General features: G+C 72.6%; 23 protein-coding genes. 15 read left to right on the forward strand and 8 right to left on the reverse strand.

The features are described 5' to 3' along the window. Nucleotides 1–39: 39 nt before the first annotated feature. Both J2W21_RS12565 and J2W21_RS12570 read left to right on the forward strand, forming a co-directional pair. A complete protein-coding gene (locus J2W21_RS12565; protein WP_307114847.1) occupies nt 40–1,806 on the forward strand; it encodes a dihydroxyacetone kinase family protein in 1,767 nt (588 codons plus the stop codon). Beyond that, nucleotides 1,803–2,297: a ribose-5-phosphate isomerase gene (locus tag J2W21_RS12570; RefSeq protein WP_307114848.1), complete on the forward strand. Its 495-nt coding sequence runs from the start codon at nt 1,803–1,805 to the stop codon at nt 2,295–2,297. The genes J2W21_RS12565 and J2W21_RS12570 overlap by 4 nt, the downstream gene beginning before the upstream one ends. Before the next feature lie 13 nt (nt 2,298–2,310). Here the strand turns inward: J2W21_RS12570 and J2W21_RS12575 are convergent, their stop codons facing one another. The 4 genes from J2W21_RS12575 to J2W21_RS12590 form a co-directional block, all read right to left on the reverse strand. Further along, nucleotides 2,311–3,141 (reverse strand): sulfurtransferase, encoded by an 831-nt coding sequence (locus tag J2W21_RS12575; RefSeq protein ID WP_307114849.1) that lies wholly within the window; start codon nt 3,139–3,141, stop codon nt 2,311–2,313. A gap of 130 nt (nt 3,142–3,271) precedes the next feature. Further along, on the reverse strand, nt 3,272–4,327 hold the full coding sequence (locus J2W21_RS12580) for an ABC transporter substrate-binding protein (RefSeq protein WP_307114850.1): 1,056 nt from the start codon (nt 4,325–4,327) through the stop codon (nt 3,272–3,274). A 4-nt stretch (nt 4,328–4,331) separates the two neighbouring features. Further along, nucleotides 4,332–5,225, reverse strand: a complete 894-nt coding sequence (locus J2W21_RS12585) for an ABC transporter permease (RefSeq protein WP_307114911.1) — start codon at nt 5,223–5,225, stop codon at nt 4,332–4,334. 5 nt (nt 5,226–5,230) lie between these two features. Then, the gene (locus J2W21_RS12590; protein ID WP_307114851.1) at nt 5,231–6,061 is read right to left on the reverse strand and encodes an ABC transporter ATP-binding protein; all 831 of its coding nucleotides are present in this window, start codon (nt 6,059–6,061) and stop codon (nt 5,231–5,233) included. 200 nt (nt 6,062–6,261) lie between these two features. On the opposite strand from J2W21_RS12590, the gene J2W21_RS12595 reads away from it, so the two are divergent. Further along, nucleotides 6,262–8,016: a sensor histidine kinase gene (locus tag J2W21_RS12595; protein ID WP_307114852.1), complete on the forward strand. Its 1,755-nt coding sequence runs from the start codon at nt 6,262–6,264 to the stop codon at nt 8,014–8,016. Then, entirely contained in the window at nt 8,013–8,675 is a 663-nt protein-coding gene (locus J2W21_RS12600) for a response regulator (protein ID WP_307114853.1), read from the forward strand. Before J2W21_RS12595 ends, J2W21_RS12600 begins: the two co-directional genes overlap by 4 nt. Nucleotides 8,676–8,684: 9 nt before the next feature. Here the strand turns inward: J2W21_RS12600 and J2W21_RS12605 are convergent, their stop codons facing one another. After that, on the reverse strand, nt 8,685–8,975 hold the full coding sequence (locus J2W21_RS12605) for a hypothetical protein (RefSeq protein WP_307114854.1): 291 nt from the start codon (nt 8,973–8,975) through the stop codon (nt 8,685–8,687). Between the two features lie 106 nt (nt 8,976–9,081). On the opposite strand from J2W21_RS12605, the gene J2W21_RS12610 reads away from it, so the two are divergent. Then, a complete protein-coding gene (locus J2W21_RS12610; RefSeq protein WP_307114855.1) occupies nt 9,082–9,951 on the forward strand; it encodes a Rieske 2Fe-2S domain-containing protein in 870 nt (289 codons plus the stop codon). 13 nt (nt 9,952–9,964) lie between these two features. On the opposite strand, the gene ku is transcribed toward J2W21_RS12610, so the two are convergent. Continuing rightward, the gene (gene ku / locus J2W21_RS12615) at nt 9,965–10,900 is read right to left on the reverse strand and encodes a non-homologous end joining protein Ku (protein WP_307114856.1); all 936 of its coding nucleotides are present in this window, start codon (nt 10,898–10,900) and stop codon (nt 9,965–9,967) included. 155 nt (nt 10,901–11,055) lie between these two features. Here ku and J2W21_RS12620 point away from each other — a divergent pair, with 155 nt between their 5' ends. The 3 genes from J2W21_RS12620 to J2W21_RS12630 all read left to right on the forward strand — a co-directional run bounded on the left by J2W21_RS12620 (nt 11,056) and on the right by J2W21_RS12630 (nt 15,343). After that, nucleotides 11,056–11,592: a flavodoxin domain-containing protein gene (locus J2W21_RS12620; RefSeq protein WP_307114857.1), complete on the forward strand. Its 537-nt coding sequence runs from the start codon at nt 11,056–11,058 to the stop codon at nt 11,590–11,592. 141 nt (nt 11,593–11,733) lie between these two features. Continuing rightward, nucleotides 11,734–12,564 carry a hypothetical protein gene (locus tag J2W21_RS12625; RefSeq protein ID WP_307114858.1) on the forward strand — a complete coding sequence of 277 codons (831 nt, stop codon included), beginning with the start codon at nt 11,734–11,736 and terminating at the stop codon, nt 12,562–12,564. Between the two features lie 115 nt (nt 12,565–12,679). After that, nucleotides 12,680–15,343, forward strand: coding sequence for an ATP-dependent DNA ligase (locus J2W21_RS12630; RefSeq protein WP_307114859.1), 2,664 nt, complete (start codon nt 12,680–12,682; stop codon nt 15,341–15,343). Nucleotides 15,344–15,385: 42 nt separating this feature from the next. Here the strand turns inward: J2W21_RS12630 and J2W21_RS12635 are convergent, their stop codons facing one another. Together J2W21_RS12635 and J2W21_RS12640 are read right to left on the reverse strand one after the other, a co-directional pair. After that, on the reverse strand, nt 15,386–16,174 hold the full coding sequence (locus J2W21_RS12635) for a putative hydro-lyase (RefSeq protein ID WP_307114912.1): 789 nt from the start codon (nt 16,172–16,174) through the stop codon (nt 15,386–15,388). A gap of 43 nt (nt 16,175–16,217) precedes the next feature. Next, complete coding sequence (locus J2W21_RS12640; RefSeq protein WP_307114860.1) at nt 16,218–17,480, reverse strand: MFS transporter; 1,263 nt, start codon at nt 17,478–17,480, stop codon at nt 16,218–16,220. A gap of 236 nt (nt 17,481–17,716) precedes the next feature. On the opposite strand from J2W21_RS12640, the gene J2W21_RS12645 reads away from it, so the two are divergent. The 7 genes from J2W21_RS12645 (at nt 17,717) to J2W21_RS12675 (ending at nt 25,588) form a co-directional block, all read left to right on the forward strand. After that, nucleotides 17,717–18,472: a LamB/YcsF family protein gene (locus J2W21_RS12645; RefSeq protein WP_307114861.1), complete on the forward strand. Its 756-nt coding sequence runs from the start codon at nt 17,717–17,719 to the stop codon at nt 18,470–18,472. After that, the gene (locus J2W21_RS12650; protein WP_307114862.1) at nt 18,469–20,145 is read left to right on the forward strand and encodes a 5-oxoprolinase subunit B/C family protein; all 1,677 of its coding nucleotides are present in this window, start codon (nt 18,469–18,471) and stop codon (nt 20,143–20,145) included. Before J2W21_RS12645 ends, J2W21_RS12650 begins: the two co-directional genes overlap by 4 nt. After that, complete coding sequence (locus tag J2W21_RS12655) at nt 20,138–21,895, forward strand: acetyl/propionyl/methylcrotonyl-CoA carboxylase subunit alpha (protein WP_307114863.1); 1,758 nt, start codon at nt 20,138–20,140, stop codon at nt 21,893–21,895. The genes J2W21_RS12650 and J2W21_RS12655 overlap by 8 nt, the downstream gene beginning before the upstream one ends. A 36-nt stretch (nt 21,896–21,931) precedes the next feature. After that, nucleotides 21,932–22,609 carry a GntR family transcriptional regulator gene (locus J2W21_RS12660; protein WP_307114864.1) on the forward strand — a complete coding sequence of 226 codons (678 nt, stop codon included), beginning with the start codon at nt 21,932–21,934 and terminating at the stop codon, nt 22,607–22,609. Between the two features lie 173 nt (nt 22,610–22,782). Beyond that, nucleotides 22,783–23,520 carry a DUF969 domain-containing protein gene (locus J2W21_RS12665; RefSeq protein ID WP_307114865.1) on the forward strand — a complete coding sequence of 246 codons (738 nt, stop codon included), beginning with the start codon at nt 22,783–22,785 and terminating at the stop codon, nt 23,518–23,520. Continuing rightward, nucleotides 23,517–24,485 (forward strand): DUF979 domain-containing protein, encoded by a 969-nt coding sequence (locus tag J2W21_RS12670; RefSeq protein WP_307114866.1) that lies wholly within the window; start codon nt 23,517–23,519, stop codon nt 24,483–24,485. Before J2W21_RS12665 ends, J2W21_RS12670 begins: the two co-directional genes overlap by 4 nt. Before the next feature lie 20 nt (nt 24,486–24,505). Then, nucleotides 24,506–25,588, forward strand: coding sequence for a DUF2891 family protein (locus J2W21_RS12675; protein WP_307114867.1), 1,083 nt, complete (start codon nt 24,506–24,508; stop codon nt 25,586–25,588). Nucleotides 25,589–25,606 lie beyond the last annotated feature (18 nt).

Below are 25,606 nucleotides of genomic sequence, written 5' to 3' on the forward strand. Positions count from 1 at the left end.
TCCCGACTCCGCTCAACCAACGCCCATCAGGAAGATTCCATGACGCGCATCTCCAACGATCCCGCGGACTTCGCCGACGAGGCCCTCGCAGGCTTCTGCGACGTGCACGCGGGCCTGGTCCGCCAGGTGCCCGGCGGGGCGGTCCGCCGGCGCCGCCCCGCCCAGCCCAAGGTCGCCGTGCTCGTGGGCGGCGGCTCGGGCCACTACCCCGCCTTCGCCGGGCTGACCGGCGCGGGCTTCGCCGACGGCGCCGTGGTGGGCAACATCTTCACCTCGCCATCGGCCCAGCAGGCCTGCACCGTGGCCCGCGCGGCCGAGTCCGGCGCCGGCGTCGTCTTCACCTACGGCAACTATGCCGGGGACGTGATGAACTTCGGGCTGGCCTCCGAGCGCCTCGCCGCCGAGGGCATCAGGGCCGAGAACGTGCTCGTGACGGACGACGTCGCGTCCGCCCCGCCCGCCGAGGCCGAGCGCCGCCGCGGGATCGCCGGGGACTTCGTGGTCTTCAAGGCCATGGGCGCGGCCGCCGAGGCCGGCCTGGGACTCGACGAGGTGGTGCGGATCGGCCGCAAGGCCAACGAGCGTACCCGCACCCTCGGCACCGCCTTCTCCGGGTGCACCTTCCCCGGCGCCGACGCTCCCCTGTTCAGCCTCCCCGAGGGACACATGGGCCTCGGGCTCGGCATCCACGGCGAGCCCGGCCTGCGGGACGTCCCGCTGCCCTCGGCCGCGGAACTCGGCCGCGCCCTCGTCGAGGGCGTCCTCGCAGAGGCCCCGGCGGACGTCTCCGAGGTCGCCATCTCCGGTGGCGGTGGGGCGCGCATCGCCGTCATCCTCAACGGGCTCGGCTCAACCAAGCACGAGGAGCTCTTCGTGCTGTGGGGCACCGTCGCGCCCCTGCTGCGCGAGGCCGGGTACGAGATCGTGGCCCCCGAGGTCGGCGAGCTCGTCACGAGCCTGGACATGGCCGGCGTCTCGCTGACCCTGACGTGGCTCGACGAGGAGCTCGAGGAGCTCTGGCTGGCCCCCGCGGAGACGCCCGCGTTCCGGCGCGGGTCCGTCGCCGCCACCTCCGCCGTGGAGTCCGCGCACGACGACGGCGGGCCGGCCGCCGCCGCCGAGGCACCGCCGTCGTCCGAGGCCTCGCGCGAGTACGCTGCCGCGGTCGTCGCGGCGCTCGACGCCGCCTCCAGCCGGCTCGCGGAGCTCGAGGCGGATTTGGGGGCGATGGACGCGGTCGCGGGCGACGGCGACCACGGCCGCGGCATGGTCCGCGGCGCCGGGGCCGCCGTGGCCGCGGCGCGCGAGGCGCTCCAAGCCGGACGCGGGGCCGGGTCCGTGCTGGCCGCGGCCGGGGACGCTTGGGCCGACCGCGCCGGCGGGACCTCCGGAGTCCTGTGGGGCGCGGGGCTCCGTGCCTGGGGCGAGTCGACCGGAGACCTCGACGCACCCCGCGCCGGGGGTGTGGCGTCCGGGATCTCAGCCTTCGCCGCTCGGATCGCGGCCCTCGGCGGGGCCCAGCCCGGCGACAAGACGCTCGTCGACGCCTTGGTGCCCTTCGAGGAGGAGCTGCGCGGCGCCGTCGTGCGCGGGGAGAGCCTCGCGGAGGCATGGGACGGTGCGTGCCGGGCGGCGGAGTCCGCCGCCGCGGCGACCGCCGGGCTCCGGCCGCTCAAGGGCCGCGCTCGTCCGCTCGCCGAGAAGAGCGTGGGGACCCCGGATCCCGGCGCGACGTCCCTCGCCGCCGTATTCGCCGCGCTGGGGCCGGCCATCGTTTCAGCTACCCCTCAGGAGGTGTCCGCATGAGCGGCCAGACTACGGGATCCGCAGCGGACGGCCTGCGCATCGTCCTCGGCTCGGACGAGGCCGGGGTGGACTACAAGGAGGCCCTGCGCAAGGACCTCGAGGCGGACGGGCGGGTGGCCGAGGTGATCGACATCGGCGTGCACCGTGAGGACGAGGACTTCGCCCGCCCCTACCCCTATGTGGGGATCGCGGCCGGGCAGCTGATCAGCGAGGGCAAGGCGGACCGGGCGCTCCTGTTCTGCGGGACCGGGCTCGGCGTGGCCATCGCCGCGAACAAGGTCCCCGGGATCCGGGCCGCGACCGCGCACGACTCGTTTTCCGTGGAGCGCTCGATCCTGTCCAACAACTGCCAGGTCCTCACGATGGGCCAGCGGGTCGTGGGGCTCGAGCTCGCGCGGCGCCTCGCCAAGGAGTGGATCGGGTACACGTTCGACCCGTCCTCGGCCTCCGCCGCCAAGGTCCAAGTGCTCAGCGACTACGAGGGCTGCTGACCGCGTCTGGGCGTCACCCCACTTCGGCGGGGCGCCGGGGGTCTGCGGCGTACTCAGACCAGCCGCCCACGTAGAGACGCCCGCGGCCGAACCCCGCGTGCTCGAGGGCCAGAAGGTTGTGGCACGCGGTGATGCCGGAGCCGCAATAGGACACCACTGCTGCCCCGTCCTCGACCCCCGCCGCCGCGAACGCCGCCCGGACCTCGTCGACGGGGCGCAGCCGCCCGGCAGGCGTGAGGTTCGCACGGCAGGGGACGTTCAGAGCCCCGGGGATGTGCCCGGCCCGTGGATCAGTGGGCAGCTGCAGGCTGCCGTCAAAACGGTCGCGGTTGCGCGCATCCACGACGGTGCCCGTCCCGGCCGCGACCTCATCGAGCTGGGCGAGCAGGGCGTTGGGCCACGGGCAGGGCGTGAAGGTTGCCGGGGCGGGCTCCACGGGCGCCGTCTCGAGCGGCCCAGCCCAGGCGGCGAGTCCTCCGTCCAGGAGGGCCGCCCTGCCCCCGAGCGCACGCAGCATCCACACGAGACGGGCGGCGATCACTCCCCCGGCATCGTCATAGGCCACGACCGTCGTGCCGTCGCCGATACCAAGCGAAGACATCCCCCGCGCGAACACCTCCGGGTCGGGAAGGGGGTTCAGCCCGTGCGGCCCGGACTCCCCCGACAGCCACGCATCGAGGTCCACGAACACCGCGCCGGGAAGGTGCCCGGCATCGTAGGCCGCGCGGCCGGACGTGCCGTCGAGGTACCAGCGGGCGTCCGCGACGACGACGCCCCCTCTGTGCGCAGCCAGCCACGCCGCGTCGACGAACGGGGGCAGGTCCCGGGCTGAGGGGCTGGTCATGTCGTGCACGATAGCCCGTCGGTCCACCATGCGAGCATGATGTCTCATCATGTGGACCTACGGCTGTGGCCGCGCCAGCCCGGTGCGCGGTTGCACGGTGCTGACGCGGCCATGCCTGCGCCCGTCGGGGCTACGAGGACGGGACCTTGCTCACGAAGTCTGTCGTGTAGGTCTTGGACAGATCGATGGAGCCGCCCTTGCCCTTGACGTTGCTCGAGTAGCTGTCCAGGATCCGGAGCACGTTCTTGGCGCCGTCGGCATCCATGATGCCGTCCTTGGTGAACATCGCCTTGGTGTCCGCGATCGACTTCTCGTACAGGTCTGCCCCCGCGTTCGCGTACTCCTTGGGCATCTTCGCAGCGATCTCGGCGGCGCTGTGGCCATTGATGAAGCGCAGGGCCCCGACGAACGCGTTGGCGACCTTCTGGACGGTCTTGGGGTTCTTCTGCACGAAGTCGCAGGACATGTATACGGACGCGGCCGGGTAGAGCCCCCCGAGCGCAGCCTTCGTGCCCTCCTCGGTGCGCATGTCCACCATGACTTTGCCCTTGCCGGTCGTGACGAGCTGGGCGATGGTCGGGTCCGTGGTCATGCCGGCGTCGATGCCGCCGTTGTCCATCGCAGCGATGAACGTCTGCCCGGCGCCGACCTTGGCCGGGGTGTAGGCCTTGACGCCCGCCTGGCCCGCGAGCGCCTGGGTCAGGAAGTCGGTCGAGGACCCGAGCGAGGTGATGCCGAGGTTCCTGCCCTCGAAGTCCTTCGGGCTCTTGATCGCGCCCGCCTTCGAGGACGCGACGACCTCGGCCTCGCCGGGGATGTTCGCCAGCTGCACCACGGAGGTGATGCACTGGTTCTTGGCCGCGAGGTCGATCGTGTGGTCGTAGAAGCCGACCACGGCCTGGGCGTTGCCCGTGAGGAGCGAGTTCTCGGCGGTGGCACCTGACTGCTCGCCAAGCAGGTTGACCTTCACGCCTTCCTTCTCGAAGTAGCCCAGACCCTCGGTGAGCTTGGCCGGGAGATAGATGACCTTCTCGAGGCCGCCCACGATGATGTTGACCTCGGGTGCCTCCTGGGAGTCGACGGCGGCGGAGCGCGAGTCGCGGCAGCCGCTGAGGCCGGCGGCGAGCCCGAGAGCGAGCAGCGCCGCCCCCGCCTGGGCCATCCGGCGCTTGGTGGTGGTCTTCATGTCGTCAGATTCCTTCCGTGTGGGCCTGGGCCTGGGAGGGCCGCCAGGTGAGGAGCTTGTTCTCGAGCGCGGTGATGAGGGACTCGGCGAGGAGCGCCACGACGGTGACGATGATCATGCCGGCGTAGATGCCCGCGGAATCGAAGGTGCCCTGGGCGTTGGCGATGAGCATGCCCATGCCGTGCTTGGCGCCGGCGTACTCGCCGACGATCGCGCCGATGAGCGCGAACCCGAAGGCGGTGTGCAGCGAGGAGAGGATCCAGGTGGTCGCGCTGGGGAGCACGATCGAGGTGAGGATCTTGCGCTTGCTCGCCCCGAGGATGCGGGCGTTGTTGACCACGTTGCCGTCCACCTCGCGGGCGCCGGTGAAGGCGTTGAAGAACACCGCGAAGAACACGAGGACCACCACCGTCGCCACCTTGGAGCTGATCCCGAACCCGAACCAGATGATGAACAGTGCGGCCAGGACGATGCGCGGGACAGCGTTCGCGGCCTTGATGAACGGCGAGAAGACCCGGGCCATGTAGCGGCTGCGCCCGAGCAGGACGCCGAGCACGATGCCGGCGACGGTGCCGATCGCGAACCCGACCGTGGCCTCGAGCACGGTGTACCCGATGTTCTCCCAGACGCTGCCGAACTGCGTCCCGGAGGTGAACCACTGGACGAGCCGGTCCCAGATGAGCGAGGGCTTGGAGTAGAAGAACTCGTCGATGAGGAACGTCGCGGTGAGCTCCCAGGATCCGAGCCAGAGCGCCACGATGAGGGCGCGCAGGCCCCACACGCGCAGCGCGTCGGCGCGCTGGGCCTTCCGGGCCGTGGCGAGGAGCGCCGCCTCCTTCTCGGCGCTCAGCATTCCGGCCGCGCGGGCACCCGGCTGGGTCGTGGGCGGGGTGGTCATGGTGCTCACTTCTCTCCTCGGGCCGGGACCGGGTTGCCGGCGGCGGCACGCGCCAGCTCCACCTCTTCGCGCAGGCTCTCCCACACGCGGCGGTACAGGTCGAGGAAGTCCTCGGTGAGGCGGACCTCCTCGACGTTGCGGGGGCGGGGCAGGTCGACGCGGAAGTCGGCCTTGATGGTGGCGGGGCTCGCGGTCATGACGACCACGCGGTCGGCGAGCGCGATGGCCTCCTCGAGGTCGTGGGTGACGAACACGACCGCGGCGTCGCTCTCGCCCCACAGGCGCAGGAGTTCCTGCTGCATGAGCTGGCGGGTCTGCACGTCCAGTGCGCTGAAGGGCTCGTCCATGAGCATGATCTCGGGCTCGTTGACGAGGGTCTGGGCCAGGGCCACACGCTTGCGCATGCCGCCGGAGAGCTGGTGCGGGTAGTAGGACTCGAACCGGCCCAGGCCCACGCGCTCGACCCATTCGCGGGCCTGGCTCCGGGCCGCTGCCTTGGGCGCGCCGCGGTACTCGGGCCCGGAGGCGACGTTGTCCAGGACGGTCTTCCACGGCAGGGTCGCGTCCGCCTGGAACATGTACCCGATGCCCTTCGGAATGCCCGTGACGCGCTCGCCGCGGACGTAGGTCTCGCCCTCAGAGGCAGGGGCGAGGCCTGAGATGAGGGAGAGGGTCGTGGACTTCCCGCACCCGGTCGGGCCGACGACGGCGACGAACTCGCCGGGTGCGATGGAGAGGGTCACGTCCCGGATGGCGGTGTGGATCCCGCCGCCGTTCTTGGGGAACCTCTTGGTGGCGGCCCTCAATTCGATGAGGGGCGCCGCGGGGGCAGTCATGGGGACTCCTTCGTCTCTGCGCTGCCGTGCCGGCGACGCTGTGCCGCCGGTCACGTGGTGTGTGCCACAGACGCTACGAAGGGCTGAGAGGTCGCGTCTCGCTTTGCCGCATTGGCAGCGAAGAACCCGTTCTTCCCCTTCTGCGCATTGTGCTCACCGGCCGGTGGCACGCGCCCTCCCGAGTCCCTACTGTGGCCGGTGTGCAGACAACGGACACGGTGGTCCCCGTTCCCGGCGACCGCCGGGTCCCCAGACGCCGCGGGATCGCCTTCTCGACCCGCATGATGGCGCTCCAGCTTGGCGTCGTCGTGCTCGTCGTGGTGCTCACTGCGGGCATCTACGGGTGGCTGTCCTACCAGCGGCTCGTCGCCGAGATCGGTTCGAAGGCGCTCGCCGTGGCGCAGAGCGTCGCGGTTGAGGACGCCGTGCAGGACTCGCTCGCCGCGGCAGCGACGGCCGGGACCACGCCGGCGAACGCGGCCCTGCGGGACGGGGCCGTGCAGCGGCTCGCCGAGGCCCTCCGGGACCGCACTGACTCCCTGTTCGTGGTCATCACCGACCGGCGCGGGAAGCGCTGGTCCCACCCCGACCCGACCAGGCTCGGCGAGACCGTGTCCACGAGCCCCGAGGAGGCCCTCGCCGGCCGCGAGGTGACCACGCTCGAGACCGGCACGCTCGGGCCGTCGGTGCGGGCGAAGGTCCCCGTGTGGGCCCCGGACGGCCGCACCGTGGTGGGTGAGGTCAGCGTCGGATTCTCCACCGACGACGTCGCCGAGGCCCTCGCCGGCGCGCTCCCGCCGATCCTCGCCGTGGCGGCGCTCGCCGTCGTCACCGGCGGGACCGGCACCGCGCTGCTGAGCCGGCGGCTGCGCTCCGACACCCTCGGCCTCGAGCCCGCCGAGGTCGGCGAGCTCGTCCAGGACCAGGCCGTGGTGCTCTACGGGGTGAGCGAGGGCGTGATCGGGGTCGGCGAGGACGGCCGGGTCACCATCTGCAACGACCGCGCCCGCCGCCTGCTCGGACTCACCGATCCGGCGGGCCGCACCCTCGCGGACCTCGGCCTCCCGCCGCGCGTCCTCGCTCTCCTGGATGCCGCGGACGACGCCGCGCGCCCGGGTGTGCAGGTCGTGGCCGGCGGGTCGGTGCTCATCGTCACGGCGAAGCGGGTCACGCGCGGCGGCCGCAAGCTCGGCTGGGTGGTGGTGGTCCGGGACCGCACCGACGTCGAGGCGCTCAGCCGCCAGCTCGACGCGGTGGGTGCGCTCTCGACGGCCCTGCGGGCGCAGCGGCACGAGTTCGCCAATCGGCTGCACGCGATCTCCGGCTTCCTGCGGATCGGACGGCACGCCGAGGCCACCGAGTACCTCGACGAGGCGCTCAGGTCAGGGCCGCTGAAGTACCCTGTGGACTTCGCGGGCACGCTCGAGGACCCGTTCCTGCAGGCGTTCCTGGGCGCGAAGGCCATGCGCTCGGCGGAGATGGGCGTGCCGCTGCGGCTCGGCGGGGCGACGCTCATCGAGGGCAGGGTCTCGGACCCGCAGGACGTGACGACCGTGCTCGGCAACCTCGTGGACAACGCCGTCACCGCCGCCGTCCGGGGAATGGCCGGGGAGCGGTGGGCTGAGGTCGAGCTGCTCAGCGACGCGGCCACCCTGTACGTGACGGTCTCCGACTCCGGGGACGGGCTCGCCGGGGCAGACGCCGAGGAGCTCTTCGCGGAGGGCTACTCGACCGCAGCCGGTGCCCGCGACCAGGCCGGGAGGGGCGAGGGCTTCGGCCTCTCCCTCTCGCGGCAGATCGCCCGGAGCCTGGGGGGTGACCTGTGGGTCCTCTCCCCCGGCGACGCAGGGGGGCCGGGGGCGGTGTTCTGCGCCCGGCTGCCCGGGGTCCTGGACGCCGGCGCGGACGCTTCGGCCGGCGCGGGGACCGGATCCGGGACCGAGGAGGGCGCATGAGCGAGGACCTGCGCGTCCTGATCGTCGACGACGACTTCCGCGTGGCCAGGCTGCACGCCGAGTATGTCGGCTCGGCCCCCGGCTTCACGGCGCTGGACCCGGTGGGCACGGGGACCGCCGCGGTCGAGGCGGCCCGCGCATTCGGGCCGGACCTCGTGCTCGTGGACGTGTACCTGCCCGACGCGAGCGGGATCGATATCCTCCCCGAGCTCGACGTGGACGCGTTCGTGCTGAGCGCCGCCTCGGATGCGGCCTCGATCGCCCGGGCCTTCCGGCGCGGTGCCCTCGGCTACCTCATCAAGCCGTTCACCCAGAAGCAGCTCACCGAGCGCCTGCGCGGCTACTCGCGCTACCGCCGTGTCCTCGAGTCCACCCCGGACCTCACGCAGGACACTGTGGACCGGGCCCGCCGGCACCTCCTGCCGGCGGCGGTCCAGCTCACCAAGTCCCGGACCGTGACGGAGGGCGCGGTGCTCGACGCGCTCGGCTCGGCGCCCGCGCCCCTGACGGCGGTGGACGTCGCCGCCGCGGTGGGCATCTCCCGAGCCACCGCGCAGCGGCACCTCTCGGCGCTCGTGGACGAGGGCGCTGTGGAGATGGGCCTGCGCTACGGCAGCACCGGACGCCCCGAGCACCGGTACAGCCAGCGCCGGGAGTGAGGAAGGCTCCTAGTCCTCCTGGCCGTGGAAGGGCGGATCGTCGCTCGCGTCGCTGTTGAGGTCCGCGTCCGGGACGTCGAAGCCCGCCATGGCCTTGTCGACATCGGAGTTGTCGCGCGGCACATTGTCCTTCTGGGCCCGGATCCCCTGCGCCTGCTCGCGGATGAGCTGCTCCTCCTCGCTGAAGCGGATGTCATTGGCCTGGTCGCCCGAGTCGCGGGGCTCGAGATCCGGGTTCCCGGTCTTGTAGTCGTTCTCGTGGAGGTTCGCGGTCTGGTCGATGTCTGGGTTCTCAGTCATGCCGCACCTGTACCCGGCGGCGGAGGCCGTCAATCTGGCCTGCGTCAGCCGCGCGCACGCGGGTAGGACTGACCTTGACCCTGCCCCGCCGCCAAGGAGAACACCGATGAACCTGTTGGACGACGCCGTCAGCCGGCTCGAGCGCTGGGAGTTCCTCGACCGGGTGGCCGAGCCCGTGCGGAAGGCGGCCCACGCCCTCGTCAAGCCTCGTGCGGTCCGCAACGCGCTCAGCGGCATCCCCACCGGCCACCCCCTGCACGCCGTCCTCACCGACGTTCCGATCGGAGCCTGGAGCATGGCGGCCCTGCTCGATGTGAAGGCCCTCCTCGAGGGGCCGGGCGGCCGCGGCACCGAGGCCGCCGCCGACCTGCTCGTCGCGGCCGGCCTCGCAGCCGCCGTGCCGACCGCCGCCGCGGGCCTCAACGACTGGTCGGACACCTACGGTCCCACCGAGCGCGTGGGCCTGGTCCACGCCGCGGCGAACACCGCCGCACTCGGGCTCTACGCCGCCTCCCTCGCCGCCCGCCGCGCAGGACGCCGCCCCGCCGGCCGCGCGCTCGGCCTCGCCGGGCTCGGGGTGCTGACAGTGGGCGGGTACCTCGGCGGCCACCTCACCTACTCCAAGGGCGTCAAGGTCAGCCACACCGCCTACCACGAGGGCCCGCTCGACTGGGAGGACCTCCTCGGCGAGGACGAGCTCGAGGGAGGGGCGCCGAAGGTGGTCCAGCTCGGCGAGATCCCGCTGCTCGTGATGCGCGACGGCGGGCGCATCGTCGCGCTCGACAACATCTGCACGCATGCGGGCGGCCCCCTGAACGAGGGGACGTTCGAGGGCGGCTGCGTCACCTGCCCGTGGCACGGCAGCCAGTTCCGCCTCGCCGACGGCGCCCCCGTGCTCGGCCCCGCGAGCGCGCCGCAGCCGAGCTACGAGACCCGCGTCCGGGACGGCCGCGTGCAGGTCCGCGCCAAGAAGTAGGGCCTCCCGGCGCTCAGCCGGTCTTGCGGGTGCGCCGCTTGGGGGGCGCCTTCTCCTCCTGAGGCGACCCCTCGGCGTCGTCCTTCACCGCCTTCTTCGCGCGGCTCCGGGTGGCCGCGGACGCCTTGGCGCCCGCGGACTCCTTCGCGCCGCCGGCGGCCTTGCGGCGGCTCTCGACGCTGCGGCGGAGGGCCTCCATGAGGTCCAGGACCTCCGCGCCCTCGCCCTCCTCGGCCGGGGCGCCGAACGTCTCCTCGGTGTCCACGGCGTCCCCCTTGGCGAGCTTCGCCTCGACCAGCTGGGTCAGCTGGGCCTGGTACTCGTCGGTGAACTGCTCGGGCTCGAAGTCGGAGGAGAGGCTCTCCACGAGGGAGGAGGACATCTTGAGCTCCTTGTCCGAGATCTTCACCTCGGTGTCCTCGAGCACGGGGAACGCGGCCTCGCGCACCTCGTCGGGCCACAGCAGCGCCTGCAGGACCATGACGTCCCCGCGCACTCGGAGCGCTCCCAGGCGGGACTTCTGCCGCAGGGCGAACTTCACGACGGCGGTCAGCTCGGTCTGCTCGAGGGTGCGCCGCAGGAGCTGGTACGGCTTCACACCGACCTTCTCGGGCTCGAGGTAGTAGCTCTTCTCGAAGTACATGGGGTCGATCTGCGTATCGGGCACGAACTCGACCACCTCAATCTCCCGGCTGCGCTCCACCGGCAGGGACTTCAGGTCCTCATCGGTGAGGACCACCGTGTGGCCGCCCTCCTCGTACGCCTTGTCGATGTCCGCGTACTCGACGACCTCGCCGCACACCTCGCAGCGGCGCTGGTAGCGGATGCGCCCCCGGTCCTTGTCGTGGACCTGGTGCAGCTTGAGGTCGTGGTCCTCGGTGGCGCTGTAGACCTTCACGGGCACGCTGACCAGGCCGAAGCTGATGGCGCCCTTCCAGATAGACCGCATGAGCCCAGTGAACCGCACATTCCACACGATGGATAGGTCCTCGGCCCCCGCGCGGCGCGGACAACGGGCCCTTGTCCCCTTGGCGCCCCGGCCAGCGGCGCCGCACCGTGGGAGCAGCTTCACACCTGCCGACACCGTCCACCGAAGGAGCAGCCGTGAACGTCCTCATCGCCTATGCGAGCAAGCACGGGGCCACCGAGGAGATCGCCGAGCGGATCGGCTCGACGCTCACCGCGGAGGGCTTCGCCGCCACCGTCAGAGCCGTCGCGGACGTCGACGACGTCAGCCACTTCGACGCGGTCGTCCTCGGCAGCGCCGCGTACGCGTCCCACTGGATGCACGAGGCCAACGCCTTCGCCAGGCGGCACCACACGTCCCTGGCCCAGCGGCCCGTCTGGCTCTTCGCGAGCGGCCCCCTCGGCGAGGAGAAGGTGGACAAGCAGGGCCGGGACGTCCGAGAGCACAGCGAGCCCCGGGAGTTCGAGAAGTTCGCCGACCTGCTGGGCGTCCGCGGCGACCATGTCTTCTTCGGCAAGTGGGACCCGGACTCCGAGCCCGTGGGGCTCATGGAGAAGGTCATGGACCACCTGCCCGGGCATCCCCGCGAGGCGCTGCCCGCCGGCGATTTCCGCGACTGGGACGAGGTCGAGGCCTGGGCGCACGGCATCGCCGAGGAGCTGCGGGCCGGGTAGGTCTGGGCCGGCGCCGGAGGCCAGGGCCGGCGCCGCTCGGGGGCTGGTGCCGATCGAGACCCGCTCCGGACCCGCTCGGATATGGCGGCTGCGTCCCAGACGTGCGCGGGAACGAGGTGAGGGGCGAACGAGGTGAGGGAGATGCGGGAGGGCCTCCCGGTGCGGCACGGGCTGGGGCACGGGACCGTGGCCTCCCTGACAGCCGCCGCGGCCCTCCTGCTGGCCTCTGGCGCCGGGCTTGCGGCCGGGCCGGCCCGGTATGCCCTGTCGCAGTCGGTCTTGGTCTCCCGGGGCGCTGACGCGGCGAACCTGATCGCCGTGCTCTTGGTGGCGGCTGCCCCGTGGCTGGCGCGGCGCAGCTCGCTGGCGGCGCTCCTGCTGTGGCCCGGTGCGCTGTTCTACGTGGCCTACGCCTGCCTCCCGTACCTCATCGGGGCGCCGTTCACGCCTCTGCTCTTCGCCCATGTCGTGGCGTTCCTCGCCGCCGCCTACGCCTTGGCGTCCTTGGCGACCGGGATCGACGGGACGGCGCTGCGCGAGCACTTCGCCGTGGCGCCGGCCAGGGCGGTGGGGGCAATCTTGGCGGTCATCGGGGTGCTCGCCTATGCCGGGCTCCTCTCCACCGCGATCGGTGCCTTCGGCAACGGCGCGACCGAGGCGGCCTGGCGCGGGCACTGGGCCGCCGACTGGATCCTGGGCACCCCGGCGCTCATCACGGGTGGGGTCCTGCTGTGGGCCAGACTCCCCTTCGGCTACACGGTGGCTCCAGGGCTGCTGCTGGTCTCCGCGCTCGGCGGAGTGGTCTTCGCTGTCGCGGCGGTCGTCGACAACCTCTCCGGGGGCATCCGGACAGAGGGCTCGGTTGTGGTCGTCCACCTGGTCATCAGCGCAGGAGCGCTGGCAGTCCTGGCCTGGTTCCTCACCGCACCCCACCGTGCAGCCCTGAGGGCCCCGGCGTCAGGGACAGCCTGAGCGGGCGCGCCGCGCTGGACCGTGGCGAGCGCGAGCATCGGTTCGACCGGTGGCCCGACGGGTAGATCCAAGGGGACATCTTCCCCTGGACCGGGGCGCATGGGAGGTTAGCCGCATGGCAGCGCAGCGCGAGACCGTCGAGATCGAGGGCCGCAGGATCAGCCTGTCCAATCTGGACAAGGTCATGTACCCCGAGTCCGGCACCACCAAGGGCGACGTCATCGAGTACTACCGCATGGTCGGCCCCGTCATGATCCCGGCCATCCGGGACAGGCCCGCCACCAGGAAGCGGTGGGTCCACGGGGTCGGCACCGCGGACGACCCGGGTGAGCTGTTCTTCCAGAAGAACCTGGACGACCGGTCCACTCCCGAGTGGGTCCAGCGGGTCACCCTCCACCACCGCCGCTCGACCAACACCTACCCCCTCGTCAACGACCTGCCCACCCTCATCTGGCTCGCCCAGATCGCGGCGCTCGAGATCCACGTTCCGCAGTGGCGCGCGGTCGAAGAGGACACGATGATCAACCCGGACCGGCTCGTGATCGACCTCGACCCGGGCCCCGGCGCGGGGCTGCCCGAGTGCGTCGAGGTCGCGCACCTGGTCAAGCCCATCTTCGACGACATGGGCCTGCTGTCCGTCCCCGTCACGTCGGGGTCCAAGGGCATCCACCTCTACGCGAAGCTCGACGGCAGCCAGGAGTGGGAGGCCGTCTCCGCCGTGGCCCGCGAGCTCGCGAAGTCCCTCGAGGCGGACCACCCGGCCCTCGTGGTCGCCGACCAGAAGAAGACGCTGCGGCACGGCCGCGTGCTCGTGGACTGGAGCCAGAACAGCGGGCAGAAGACCACGATCGCCCCCTACTCGCTGCGCGGCCGCGTCCAGCCCATGGTCGCCGCCCCGCGGACCTGGGAGGAGATCCACTCCCCCGATCTGGCACACGTGCGCTACAGCGAGATGGCCGAGCGACTCGAGACGTACGGGGACCTGTTCGCGCCCCTGCATCCGCCGGCGCTGGCCGGGACGCACGACGCCGGCCGCTCGTCCCGCCCACGCGCCCGCGCCGGGGCCGGTGCACGCTCCGGCGCCCGCTCCGGCTCCCGCTCCTCCGGTGAGGACGACGACGGCGGCCGCCCCGCGCCGTCGTCCGCCCCCGTCTCTGGGGTCACCGCAGAGGCCGACCCGCTCACGGCCTACCGGGCCAAGCGGGACGCCGCCAAGACCCCCGAGCCCGTCCCGCTCGAGGCGCCGACCCCCGGCTCGGGGGACGCGTTCGTGATCCACGAGCACCATGCGCGGCGGCTGCACTGGGACCTGCGGCTCGAGCACGAGGGGGTGCTGGCCTCGTTCGCGATCCCCAAGGGCATCCCGACCAGCACCGGGAAGAACCACCTCGCCGTGCACACCGAGGACCACCCGCTCGAGTACCTCACCTTCGCCGGCAGCATCCCGCAGGGCGAATACGGCGCCGGCGACATGTCTGTCTGGGACACCGGCACCTACGAGGCCGAGAAGTGGCGCGAGGACGAGATCATCGTGATCCTCCACGGGCGCGAGGGCGGCGGCCTCGAGGCTGTGGCCGAGGGCCTGGGCCAGGCGGAGGACGGCGGCCCGGCGGGCGAGGGCGTGCGGCTCGCGCTCATCCGGACGGAGAAGGGCTCCGCGACCGGATCCGGCGGGTCGAGCGGCAAGGAGAACTGGCTCGCGCACCTCATGAAGGACCAGGCCAAGGGCCACTGGCGGCGCGGCACCCACGCCGAGATCGGGCCCCCGGACACCGAGGTCGGGCCCCCGGACGCCGAGGTCAGGCCCCCGGACGCGCGCGGCGGCCCGCCTCCCTCCCCGATGCTCGCCCAGTCCGGCACGGCGGGCCTCGTGCGGGAGGGCGACTGGATGTTCGAGATGAAGTGGGACGGGATCCGCGCGATCGTGGACACCCGCTCCGGCTCCGCCCGCCTGATCAGCCGCAACGGGATCGACCAGACCCTCACGTATCCCGAGCTCGCCGACCTCGCCGAGCTCGGACCCGCGGTGCTCGACGGCGAGATCATCGCCCAGGCCCCGAGCGGCCGCCCGGACTTCGGGCTCCTGCAGCAGCGCATGAACCTCAGCCGGCCGGCCGACGTCGAGCGGGCCCGGCGCGCGGTGCCCGTGCGGATCGTGCTGTTCGACCTGCTCGAGTACGAGGGGCGCGACCTCACAGGCCTTCCCTTCCGCGAGCGGCGCGCCGCCCTGGAGCTCCTCGCCGAGGGCGGCCTGCCGGCGAGCGCGCAGCTGTCCCCCGTCTTCGACGGCAGCATCGACGACGTCCTGGAGGCCTCCGACGAGCACGGCCTCGAGGGCGTCATCGCCAAGCGCCCCTCAGCGCGCTACGAGGCCGGCCGGCGCTCCGGGGCGTGGGTGAAGATCAAGCACGAGAAGACCCAGGAGGTCGTGGTGGCGGGCTGGCGCGAGGGCAAGGGCGGCCGAGCGGGGACCGTCGGCTCGCTCCTGCTCGGCATCCCGGACGACGACGGCGTGCTGCGGTACGCGGGCCGGGTCGGCTCGGGCTTCACGGACCGCATGCTCGCCGAGGTCTCCTCCCGGCTGCGCCCCCTCGAGCGCAAGACGCCGCCCCTGGAGGATGTGCCCCGGGAGGACACGCGGGACGCGCACTGGGTCACCCCGAAGCTCGTGGCCGAGGTCCGGTACGGGGAGCTCACGAGCGGCGGCCGGCTCCGGCATCCCGTGTGGCGGGGCTGGCGGCCGGACAAGGCCGCGGCGGATGTGGTGCTCGAGGGCTGAACGCCGGAGCACTCCGCTGAGGCGGCCGGCGGCCCCAGAGGATCACGGGATCAGGTACTCCGAGTCGGGCACATCACTGATGAACATGTATCCGGGGGCGTGGGTGATCGCGAAGGGTGGCTTGGAGGCCAGCAGTGCGGCCTGCGGGGTGACGCCGCACGCCCAGAACACCGGGACGTCGCCGGGCGCGGGCGCGACCGCGTCCCCGTAGTCGGGGGCTGCCAGATCGGCGATGCCGAGGGCCGCCGGATCGCCCACATGGACCGGGGCTCCGTGGACCGCGGGCATCCGGGCACTGAGCCGGACCGCAGTGTCGACGAGGTCCTCCGGGACATACCGCATCGAGACGACCATCGGCCCGTGCATCCGGCCCGCAGGGCGGCATTCGATCGCCGTCCGATACATGGAGACGTTCCTGCCCTGATCGACATGCCTGAGGGGAATGCCGGCCTCGACCAGCGGCGACTCGAACGTGAAGCTGCAGCCGATCAGGAAGGTCACGAGGTCGTCGCGCCACACGTCGACCACCTCGGCCGGCTCCTCGTCGAGGTGGCCGTCGCGCCACACACGGTAGCGCGGAATGTCGGTGCGCAGGTCCGCGTCGGAGGCGAGCGCCGTCGTCGTCGCTCCCGGGTCTGTCACATCCAGCACGGGACAGGGCTTCGGGTTCCGCTGGCAGAACAGCAGCACGTCGTAGGCCCAGTCGGCGGGGACTGAGATCATGTTCAGCTGGGTGTAGCCGGCGGACCAGCCCGAGGTGGGCACCGCCAGGCCGCCGCGGAATTCCGTCCGGGCCTGGCGCGGGTGCGCGGACTGGGGGACTGCGTTCATGGTCGTCAAGGTGGGTCTCCTCTTCGGGCGATTCTTCGGGCGATCAGGCGAGTTCGCGGTTCTTGGTCTCCGGCAGGCCCAGCAGCGCCAGGACGGCGATGCCATAGCCCGCGGCGCCGAAGATCATGGCCCCTCCCACGCCCAGCGTCGTGGCGAGGAATCCCACGAGCGTGGGGAAGAACGCCCCGACGGCCCGGCCGAAGTTGTACGTGAACCCCTGGCCGGTGCCGCGGAGGTGAGCCGGGTAGAGCTCCGAGAGGAACGAGCCGAACCCGCTGAAGATCGCTGACGTGAAGAAGCCCAGGGGGAAGCCCAGGATGAGGACCAGCGTGCTGGCGCCGGCGGGGATGTTGACGTAGGCGAAGATGATCAGGGCCGACAGGACCGAGAAGAGCAGGAACGTCTTCTTCCGTCCAAGACGGTCGGTGAGGTACCCGCCGGAGACGTACCCGATGAAGGCCCCGGAGATGAGGAATGTCAGGTAGCCGCCCGTTCCCACCACGCTGAGGCCCCGATCGACCTTCAGATAGGTCGGGATCCACGAGGCCAGGGTGTAGTAGCCGCCCTGGACCCCGGTTGCCAGGAGTGAGGCGAAGAGCGTGGTGCGGCCCAACGGGCCGGTGAAGATGTCCCGGAAGCTGCCCCGCTTCTCGCTCGAGAGCCTCCGCTCCGTCGCCGCGTCGGCGTCCGTGACATTGCGGCGGAGGAACAGGAGCAGCACGGCCGGGAGCGCACCGGTCCAGAAGAGCACGCGCCAGGCCGTGGCCGCAGGAACGAAGCTGAACACCAGGGTGTAGACGAGGACCGAGAGGGCCCAGCCGACCGCCCACGAGCTCTGGATGAACGCCACCGCGCGGCCGCGGTACTTCGGCTTGGCGTACTCGGCCACGAGGATCGCTCCCGTGGCCCACTCGCCGCCGAAGCCGAGTCCCTGGAGGGTGCGGAAGGCCAGCAGCTGCTCGAAGCTGCTGGCGAAGCCGCACAGGACTGTGAACAACGCGAAGGTGCCCACCGTGATCATGAGCGTCTTGGTGCGCCCGATGCGGTCGACCAGCACCCCAGCCAGCGCGCCGCCGATGGCCGACACGACCAACGTGACGGTCGTCAGGAGGCCGGCCTGGCCGGTCGAGAGGTGGAAGTAGGCGCCGATCGCGACGAGCGAGAGGGGCAGTACCTGGAAGTCGTAGGAGTCGAGGGCGTATCCGCCGAAGGCGCCGATCCACGCCTTCCGGCCGCGCTCCCCGAGGGTGCGGTACCAGGCGAAGCGCCCAGTGTCGTCGCTGACCTGGTTCTCGACATCTGACATGGCAACCTCACGATTTTTGAGGGGCGGACGCCCGGAGACTGTGCCGGGCGGCGCCACTGCGTCATCGCCCGAGGTACCCACCACAGTAGAGGTTTGTTCAACAATCTGTCCAGAGGTTTTCGTGACCCAGCTCACGCTCGAGCGGCGGGGGAGTCGGAACGAGCTGGGAAAGATTGTTGAACAATCTGCTGTCATGATGCATGCTTGGATCACCACCTCGTGAGACGGAGATCACCATGGCAAGCATCGACCTCAACAGCGACGTCGGCGAGTCCTACGGCAACTGGACCTTCGGAGACGACGCCGCGATCTTCGAGAGCGTCTCGAGCGCCAACGTCGCCTGCGGCTTCCACGCCGGCGACCCGAGCGGCATCCGGGCCACGTGCGAGGCGGCGGCCGCGGCCGGCGTCGTGATCGGCGCGCACCCCGCGTACCGCGACCTCGCGGGGTTCGGCCGGCGCTTCATGGACGTGGCGCCGAAGGAGCTCATCGACGACGTCATCTACCAGATCGGCGCCCTCGAGGCCCTGGCCCGCTCGGCCGGCACCGAGGTCCGCTACGTCAAGCCGCACGGCGCGCTCTACAACACGATCGTGCACCACGAGGCCCAGGCGAAGGCGGTCGCGAAGGCCGTGGCCGAGGCGGCCCCGGGCCTGCCGCTGCTCGTCCTGCCGAACTCCGAGATCCAGCGCGCCGCCGAGGCCGCGGGCCTGCGCACCGTCACCGAGGCGTTCGCCGACCGCGCCTACACCCCCGAGGGCACCCTCGTCTCGCGGCGCGAGCCGGGCTCGGTGCTGCACGACCTCGACGGAATCGTGGACCACGTGCTGCGCATCCTCGACGGCAAGGTCCAGGCCATCGACGGCTCGATCGTCCGCATCGCGGCGGACAGCATCTGCGTCCACGGGGACACCCCGGGCGCCGTCGCCATGGCCGCCCGCGTCCGGGCGGCGGTGGCCGAGGCCGGCGTCGGGATCGCGAGCTTCGCATGACCGCCCACGCGGCCGCGGTCCAGAACCCCGTCCTCGGCCTCCGCCCCGCCGGCGACCGCGCCGTCCTCGTCGAGCTGCGCACCCTCGGCGCCGTCCTGGCGCTGACCTCCAAGCTCGCCGCCGCCCAGCACGCGGGGGACCTCGAGGTCGTCGACGTGGTCGCCGCCGCGACCACGGTGCTCATCGTCGCCGCCTCCCCCGACGCCGTGGCCCGGGCGGCCGCCTACGTGCGGGCCCTCCACCTCGAGGACGCCGAGCGCGCGCCCGGCCGGCTCGTGCAGATCGAGACGGTCTACGACGGCGCCGACCTGGAGGAGGCCGCGCGCCTCACCGGGCTCTCGCCGGAGGCGCTCGTGGCCGCGCACAGCGGGGCCGTGTGGGACGCGGCGTTCGGCGGCTTCGCGCCCGGGTTCGCCTACCTGACGCACGACGGCGCCCCGTCCGTCCCGCGGCGCTCCTCGCCGCGCACCGTGGTCCCCGCAGGATCCGTGGCCCTCGCGGGCACGTACTCGGCCGTGTACCCCGGGGAGTCGCCGGGCGGGTGGCAGCTGATCGGGCGCACCGACGCCGTGATGTGGGACCTCTCCCGCGAGGACCCCGCGCTCGTGGCGCCCGGCGACCGCGTGCAGTTCGTGCCGGTCCGGGCGTCCGCCGCCCTCGCCTCACCCTCGTCCGCCGCCGGCGGGAACGCACCGGAGGCGAGGGCGCGCGCGGAGGCAGGGCTCGTCGTCGTGCGCCCTGGCCTGCAGACCACGGTGCAGGACGCGGGGCGCCCCGGCCGCGCGGCGCTCGGCGTGAGCCCCGCTGGGGCGCTGGACCGCGGTGCGCTGCGGCGTGCCAACCGCATGGCCGGCAACACCCCGGATGCGGCCGGGCTCGAGGTGCTCCTCGGCGGGCTCGAGCTGCGCGCCGAGCGGGACCAGGTGCTCGCCGTGACCGGCGCCCGCGTCCCGCTGCGCATCATCCCGCCCGATGGCGCACAGGGACATGACCCCTCAACGCAGGGACATGACCCCTCACGAGGGAGGGAGGCGCCGCTGGATGCCCCGTTCGCCCTCCTGGCCGGGGAGACCCTCGCCGTCGGCGCGCCGACCCGCGGGCTGCGCACCTACGTCGCCGTACGCGGCGGCCTCGAGGCCGAGCGCGTGCTCGGCAGCGCCTCCACCGACACGCTCTCCGGGATCGGCCCCGCCCCGCTCGCGGCCGGGGACGCCCTCGCCGTGGCCCCGCCCCGCGGCGCGCACGTCGTGGGGCTGCCCGAGGTCCCCCCGCGGCTCCCGGACCCCGCCACGCCCACCGAGCTGCGCGTGCTCCCCGGGCCCCGGCAGGACTGGTTCACCGACGCGTCAGTGCGGGCCTTCTTCGAGCAGGAATGGACGGTCACGGCGCAGTCGAACCGCGTGGGCGTCCGGCTCGACGGCGCCCCGCTCGAGCGCGCCCGCGACGGCGAGCTCACGAGCGAGGGCACCGCGCGCGGCGCCATCCAGGTCCCCGCGAGCGGCCTGCCCGTCCTGTTCCTGGCCGACGCCCCGGTGACCGGCGGGTACCCGGTGATCGGCGTCGTCGTCAGCGCCGACCTCGACCTCGCGGCCCAGCTTCCCCCCGGCGCAATGGTGCGCTTCGTCCGCCAGCCCGGCGCCCCCACGACCCCAGAAGGAAATGCCCATGCTTAAGGTCCTCATCGCCAACCGCGGCGAGATCGCCGTCCGGATCGCCCGCGCGTGCGACGACGCCGGGCTGGCCAGCGTCGCCGTCTACGCCGACCAGGACGCGGACGCCCTGCACGTCGAGGCGTGCACCGAGGCGTACGCGCTCGGCGGCACCGCACCCGCCGAGACGTACCTCGACATCGAGAAGCTCCTCGCCGTCGCGGAGCGCTCCGGCGCCGACGCCGTGCACCCCGGCTACGGGTTCCTCTCCGAGAACGCCGGCTTCGCCCAGGCCGTCCTCGACGCCGGCCTGACCTGGATCGGCCCGTCCCCCGCCACCATCCGGCTCCTGGGGGACAAGGTCAGCGCCCGCGAGGTCGCCGTGCGCGCCGGTGCGCCGCTGGCCCCGGGCAGCGACGGCCCCGTCGCGAGCGCCGAGGAGGTGCGCGCCTTCGCGGTGGAGCACGGACTCCCGGTGGCGATCAAGGCCGCGTTCGGCGGCGGCGGCCGCGGCCTCAAGGTCGCCCGCGCGATGGAGGAGATCGAGGAGGCCTTCGACTCGGCGGTCCGCGAGTCCCGCGCGGCCTTCGGGCGCGAGGAGTGCTTCGTCGAGAAGTTCCTCGACCGGCCCCGGCACGTCGAGGCCCAGGTCCTCGCGGACACGCACGGCAACGTGATCGTGGTCGGCACCCGCGACTGCTCCCTCCAGCGCCGCCACCAGAAGCTCGTGGAGGAGGCCCCCGCGCCGTTCCTCACCCCCGAGCAGCGCGAGCGCATCCACTCCTCGGCGAAGGCGATCTGCCGCGAGGCCGGGTACGTCGGGGCGGGCACGGTCGAGTACCTCCTCGACAGCCAGGGCACCATCAGCTTCCTCGAGGTCAACACGCGCCTGCAGGTCGAGCACCCCATCACCGAAGAGACCTCGGGGATCGACCTTGTCGCGGCGCAGCTCGCGGTTGCCGACGGCCACGTGCTGCCCACCCTCGAGGACCCGGAGCCGCGCGGCCACTCGATCGAGTTCCGCATCAACGCCGAGGACCCGGGCCGGGGCTTCCTCCCCGCCCCCGGCACCATCGAGCGCTTCGCCCCGCCCGCCGGTCCGGGCATCCGCGTGGACGCGGGCGTGCGGGACGGCATCACCGTCCCCGGCCAGTTCGACTCCCTCCTGGCCAAGCTCGTGGTCACCGGGGCAGACCGGCAGCAGGCGCTGCGCCGGGCCCGCCGCGCGCTGCGCGAGTTCGAGATCCGCGGCCTGCCCACGGTCCTGCCCTTCGACCGCGCCGTCGTGGACTCCCCCGCCTTCGCCGCCGAGGACGGCGCGTTCGGCGTCTACACGACGTGGATCGAGTCCGAGTTCGCCGAGGAGCTCGCGGCCAGCCCCGAGTTCACCGCCCCGACCGCGCACGACTCCGGCCGCCGCACCTTCGCGATCGACCTCGACGGCCGCCGCATGACCCTCGGGCTGCCCGAGTCCCTGCTCGCCGGGCTCGCGGCCGGCGCCGGCGCTCCCGGCGCCCACCAAACCCGGGACTCCGCGGACGACGCCGCCGCCCCCTCCGCGGCGGACCTCACCGCCGCGATGGGCGGCACCGTGGTCAAGTGGCTCGTCGAGCCCGGCACCGAGGTCGAGGCCGGGGACGGCGTCGTGGTGCTCGAGGCCATGAAGATGGAGACCACCGTGCAGGCCCACCGGGCCGGGACCGTCGGCGAGCGGGCCGCGGCGGCGGGCGACGCCGTCGTGCCCGGGACCGTGCTGACCACGATCGCCGGCTGAGCGCAACGCCCCCTCGGGCGCCGATAGGCTGGCAGCATGACGTCCGAGGGGGTCCTGACGAGCCTGCGCCGCGCCGCGGGGAACACGAAGCACGCCGAGACGAGCTCGTGGGTCGCCGCGCAGCTGCGGCAGGCGATCGCCGATGGCCGCCTCGCCCCCGGCGCCAAGCTCGCCGAGGAGGAGCTGCGGGAGGCCCTCGGGGTCTCCCGCAACACCCTGCGCGAGGCGTTCGCGACGCTGACCACCGAGCGGGTCGTGACGCGCATCCCGAACCGGGGCGTCTTCGTCTCGCATCCCACGGCGGAGGACATCCGCGAGATCTACCGGGTGCGGCGGCTCGTCGAGCCGGGGGCGCTGCTGTGGTCTCCGGCGCAGCCCACGGACGGGCTGGCCGGCGTCGTCCGCGCCGCCCGGGCCGCGGCGGCGGCCGGCGACGTGGCCGCGATGGCGGGCGCGAACCAGGAGTTCCACCGCGGCATCGTCGCCAGGGCCGGCAGCGAGCGGCTCAGCGCGCTCATGGAGCAGGTCCTCGCCGAGATGCGCCTCGTGTTCGCCACGATGGGCGCCGACCCGCGCTTCCACGAGCCGTACGTCGAGGAGAACGCCAGGATCCTCGCCCTCCTCGAGGCGGGCCGGAACGCGGAGGCGGCCGAGGCCATGGCCCGCTACCTCGACCGTGCGGAGCACCAGCTCCTCGACGCGGTCGGCGGCTGACGGAGCCCGCACGGCCGCCGTCTCCCCGCCGGAGGGGATCACCCACAGATTGTTCAACAAACCCCTTGCTTGATTGTTGAACAACCCGATATGCTCTAGCTCACAGCGCCGTCGGCGCGCACTCATCGGGGCCCTGTCGCAGGGCTCGTGCACCCCCACCGGAACGGACCACCATGCTTGTACTCATCGGGGTACTCCTGGTCATCGTTGGCTTTGCCATCCGACTGAACCCCCTCGTCGTCGTCACCGTGTCGGGCATCGTCACGGCGCTGCTCGGCGGCCTCAACCCCCTCCAGATCCTCGAGGCCTTCGGCTCCGGATTCGCCAGCAGCCGCTCGGTGACGATCTTCGCGGCAGTGCTGCCCGTGATCGGCATCATCGAGTACTCCGGCCTCCAGGAGCAGGCCAAGAATCTCATCGGCAAGCTCGCCAAGCTCACCGCGGGCCGCGTGCTCCTCGCCTACCTCGCGATCCGCCAGCTCACCGCCGCGGTGGGCCTGACCACCGTGGGCGGCCACGCGCAGACCGTCCGCCCGCTCGTGTTCCCCATGGCCGAGGGCGCGGCGATGCGCCGCTACGGGCATGTGCCGGAGAAGGTCAAGGAGAAGATCAAGGGCCACTCGGCCGCCGCGGACAACGTGGGCGTGTTCTTCGGCGAGGACGTCTTCGTGGCCGTCGGCTCGATCCTCCTCATCACCACCTTCGTGGACACCACCTACCACCTGCACCTCGAGCCGCTCCAGCTCGCCCTCTGGGCCATCCCGACGGCGATCGCGGCCTTCCTCATCCACGGCTTCCGGCTGCTGCGCCTCGACCGGGCGCTCGACCGCGAGTACGCCGGCGCCACCCGCGACGACGCGGACAGCACCGCGGCCGTCGACGCCACCACCGAGCTGGGAGATGCCAAGTGATCAACGTCGAAGCCGTCTACTGGCTCATCGGGGCCCTCTTCATCGCCTGGGCCTCGCTGATCGCCCGCGACGAGAACCACCCGCACCGCGTGGGCGCGTCCTCCTTCTGGGGCCTTCTCGGCCTCTGCTTCTTCTACGGCACCTGGGTGTCCGCCGGGACCGCCCCCGCGTGGGTCCTCGGCGTCGCGGTCCTGGTCCTCGTGGCCCTCGCCGCCACCGGCCGCCTCAAGCACGGCCAGACCAGGACCTCCACCCCGGAGGAGAGGGTGCAGTACGCCGCGAAGTTCGGCAACCGGCTCTTCGTCCCGGCCCTCGCCATCCCGGTCGTGACCGTGGTCCTCGTCCTCCTGGCGCCCGTCCTGACCATCGGCAAGACCCCCATCCTGGATCCCAAGAACACGACCCTCGTGGCCCTGGCCATCGGCGCGATCGTGGCGGCCGTCCTCGCCGTCGTGCTCCTGAAGCCGAAGAACAAGCTGAACCCGATCATCGAGAGCCGCCGCATCCTCGAGTCGATCGGCTGGGCCGCGCTCCTGCCGCAGATGCTCTCCACCCTCGGCATCCTCTTCACGAAGGCCGGCGTCGGCACCGCCGTCGGCACGCTCACCACGGCCGTGATGCCCAAGGGCTCGCTCATCGCCGGCGTGATCGTCTACTGCCTGGGCATGTTCATCTTCACCATCCTCATGGGCAACGGCTTCGCGGCGTTCCCGATCATGACGGCTGCGATCGGCTGGCCGGTCCTCGTCCAGCAGTTCCACGGCAACCCGGCCATCGTGTTCGCGATCGGCATGCTCGCGGGCTTCTGCGGAACCCTGTGCACCCCGATGGCCGCGAACTTCAACCTCGTCCCGTCCGCGCTGCTCGAGATGAAGAACAAGTACGGCGTGATCACCGCTCAGGTCGGGACCGCGATCCCGCTGCTCGTGGTCAACACCGCCCTCATGTACTTCCTCGCGTTCTAGGCGCACCAAGAAAGGACCCCATGGACCACGAGCCCTTCCCCGCAGCCCCGTTCCCCGACGCCGCACGGCGGTGCGCCGAGATCGTCCTGGACAACCTCGGCCGCCCCTACCCGTATGCGGCGCACCATGTGCGGCGCTCCGCCGAGGACACGGCCATGCCGCACGAGCTGCACCCCGCGTTCGGCACGTCCTTCGACTGGCACTCGTGCGTGCACATGCACTGGCTCGGGGTCAGCGTGCTGGACTCCGGCGCCCTGCCGGAGGAGGCCGCCGCCGAGCTCCGCGCGGCCCTCGGCGAGAACCTCACCGCGGAGAAGCTCGCCGTCGAGGCCGCCTACCTGGCCGCCAACCCCTCGTGGGAGCGGCCGTACGGGTGGGCCTGGCTCGTGCGCCTCGCCGCGGCCTGCTCCGGCTCGGACGACGCCGGCCTGCGCGCCTGGGGCGAGAACCTCGCCGGCTGCGTCGACACGGTCGCGGGCCTGGCCACCGCCTGGCTCGGCACCGCCGAGTACCCCGTCCGGCACGGCCTCCACACCAACTCCGCGTTCGGGCTGGCCTGGATGGTCGACGCGTTCCGGGCCCTGGGCCGCACCGGCGCGGCCCGGGCCTGCGAGGCGGCCGCCCGCCGCTGGTTCGCCGACGACGCCGGCTGGGCCACCGAGTGGGAGCTGTCCGGCCAGGACTTCCTCTCCGCCGGGCTGTCCGAGGCGGACCTCATGGCCCGCGTCCTGGCCCCCGAGGAGTTCGCCGCCTGGCTGGGCTGGTTCCTCCCGGACCTCGCCACGGGCTCGCGCATGCTCGCGCCCGTCGGCGTCGCCGACGAGACCGACGGCTACATGGTCCACCTGCACGGCCTGAACCTCAGCCGCGCGGGGCAGCTCGCCCGCATCGTCGCGGCCCTCCGCACCGCGCACGACGCCGCCGGCTCGCCGTCCGCGGCAGGCTCGCCCGAGCCGGTGCTCGCAGCAGCCGTGCAGCCCCTCTTCGCCGCCGGGCTCAGGGGGCTGGACAGCGGGGACTTCATGTCCACCCACTGGCTCGCGAGCTTCGCGTGGGACGCGGCCGAGTCGATCGAAGTGCTCGGGGAGCACGAGCCGGCCTGACCGCCCTCGCGGTGCCGG

Source organism: Sinomonas atrocyanea (assembly GCF_030811715.1).
GTDB classification, from domain to species: domain Bacteria; phylum Actinomycetota; class Actinomycetes; order Actinomycetales; family Micrococcaceae; genus Sinomonas; species Sinomonas atrocyanea_A.

Bases quoted from the DNA above. Each gene is read 5' to 3' on its own strand.
- J2W21_RS12565 (WP_307114847.1), top strand. From the start codon at position 40: ATGACGCGCATCTCCAACGATCCCGCGGACTTCGCCGACGAGGCCCTC.
- J2W21_RS12570 (WP_307114848.1), top strand. From the start codon at position 1,803: ATGAGCGGCCAGACTACGGGATCCGCAGCGGACGGCCTGCGCATCGTC.
- J2W21_RS12575 (WP_307114849.1), bottom strand. From the start codon at position 3,141: ATGACCAGCCCCTCAGCCCGGGACCTGCCCCCGTTCGTCGACGCGGCG.
- J2W21_RS12580 (WP_307114850.1), bottom strand. From the start codon at position 4,327: ATGAAGACCACCACCAAGCGCCGGATGGCCCAGGCGGGGGCGGCGCTG.
- J2W21_RS12585 (WP_307114911.1), bottom strand. From the start codon at position 5,225: ATGACCACCCCGCCCACGACCCAGCCGGGTGCCCGCGCGGCCGGAATG.
- J2W21_RS12590 (WP_307114851.1), bottom strand. From the start codon at position 6,061: ATGACTGCCCCCGCGGCGCCCCTCATCGAATTGAGGGCCGCCACCAAG.
- J2W21_RS12600 (WP_307114853.1), top strand. From the start codon at position 8,013: ATGAGCGAGGACCTGCGCGTCCTGATCGTCGACGACGACTTCCGCGTG.
- J2W21_RS12605 (WP_307114854.1), bottom strand. From the start codon at position 8,975: ATGACTGAGAACCCAGACATCGACCAGACCGCGAACCTCCACGAGAAC.
- J2W21_RS12610 (WP_307114855.1), top strand. From the start codon at position 9,082: ATGAACCTGTTGGACGACGCCGTCAGCCGGCTCGAGCGCTGGGAGTTC.
- ku (WP_307114856.1), bottom strand. From the start codon at position 10,900: ATGCGGTCTATCTGGAAGGGCGCCATCAGCTTCGGCCTGGTCAGCGTG.
- J2W21_RS12625 (WP_307114858.1), top strand. From the start codon at position 11,734: ATGCGGGAGGGCCTCCCGGTGCGGCACGGGCTGGGGCACGGGACCGTG.
- J2W21_RS12630 (WP_307114859.1), top strand. From the start codon at position 12,680: ATGGCAGCGCAGCGCGAGACCGTCGAGATCGAGGGCCGCAGGATCAGC.
- J2W21_RS12635 (WP_307114912.1), bottom strand. From the start codon at position 16,174: ATGAACGCAGTCCCCCAGTCCGCGCACCCGCGCCAGGCCCGGACGGAA.
- J2W21_RS12640 (WP_307114860.1), bottom strand. From the start codon at position 17,480: ATGTCAGATGTCGAGAACCAGGTCAGCGACGACACTGGGCGCTTCGCC.
- J2W21_RS12645 (WP_307114861.1), top strand. From the start codon at position 17,717: ATGGCAAGCATCGACCTCAACAGCGACGTCGGCGAGTCCTACGGCAAC.
- J2W21_RS12650 (WP_307114862.1), top strand. From the start codon at position 18,469: ATGACCGCCCACGCGGCCGCGGTCCAGAACCCCGTCCTCGGCCTCCGC.
- J2W21_RS12655 (WP_307114863.1), top strand. From the start codon at position 20,138: ATGCTTAAGGTCCTCATCGCCAACCGCGGCGAGATCGCCGTCCGGATC.
- J2W21_RS12660 (WP_307114864.1), top strand. From the start codon at position 21,932: ATGACGTCCGAGGGGGTCCTGACGAGCCTGCGCCGCGCCGCGGGGAAC.
- J2W21_RS12665 (WP_307114865.1), top strand. From the start codon at position 22,783: ATGCTTGTACTCATCGGGGTACTCCTGGTCATCGTTGGCTTTGCCATC.
- J2W21_RS12675 (WP_307114867.1), top strand. From the start codon at position 24,506: ATGGACCACGAGCCCTTCCCCGCAGCCCCGTTCCCCGACGCCGCACGG.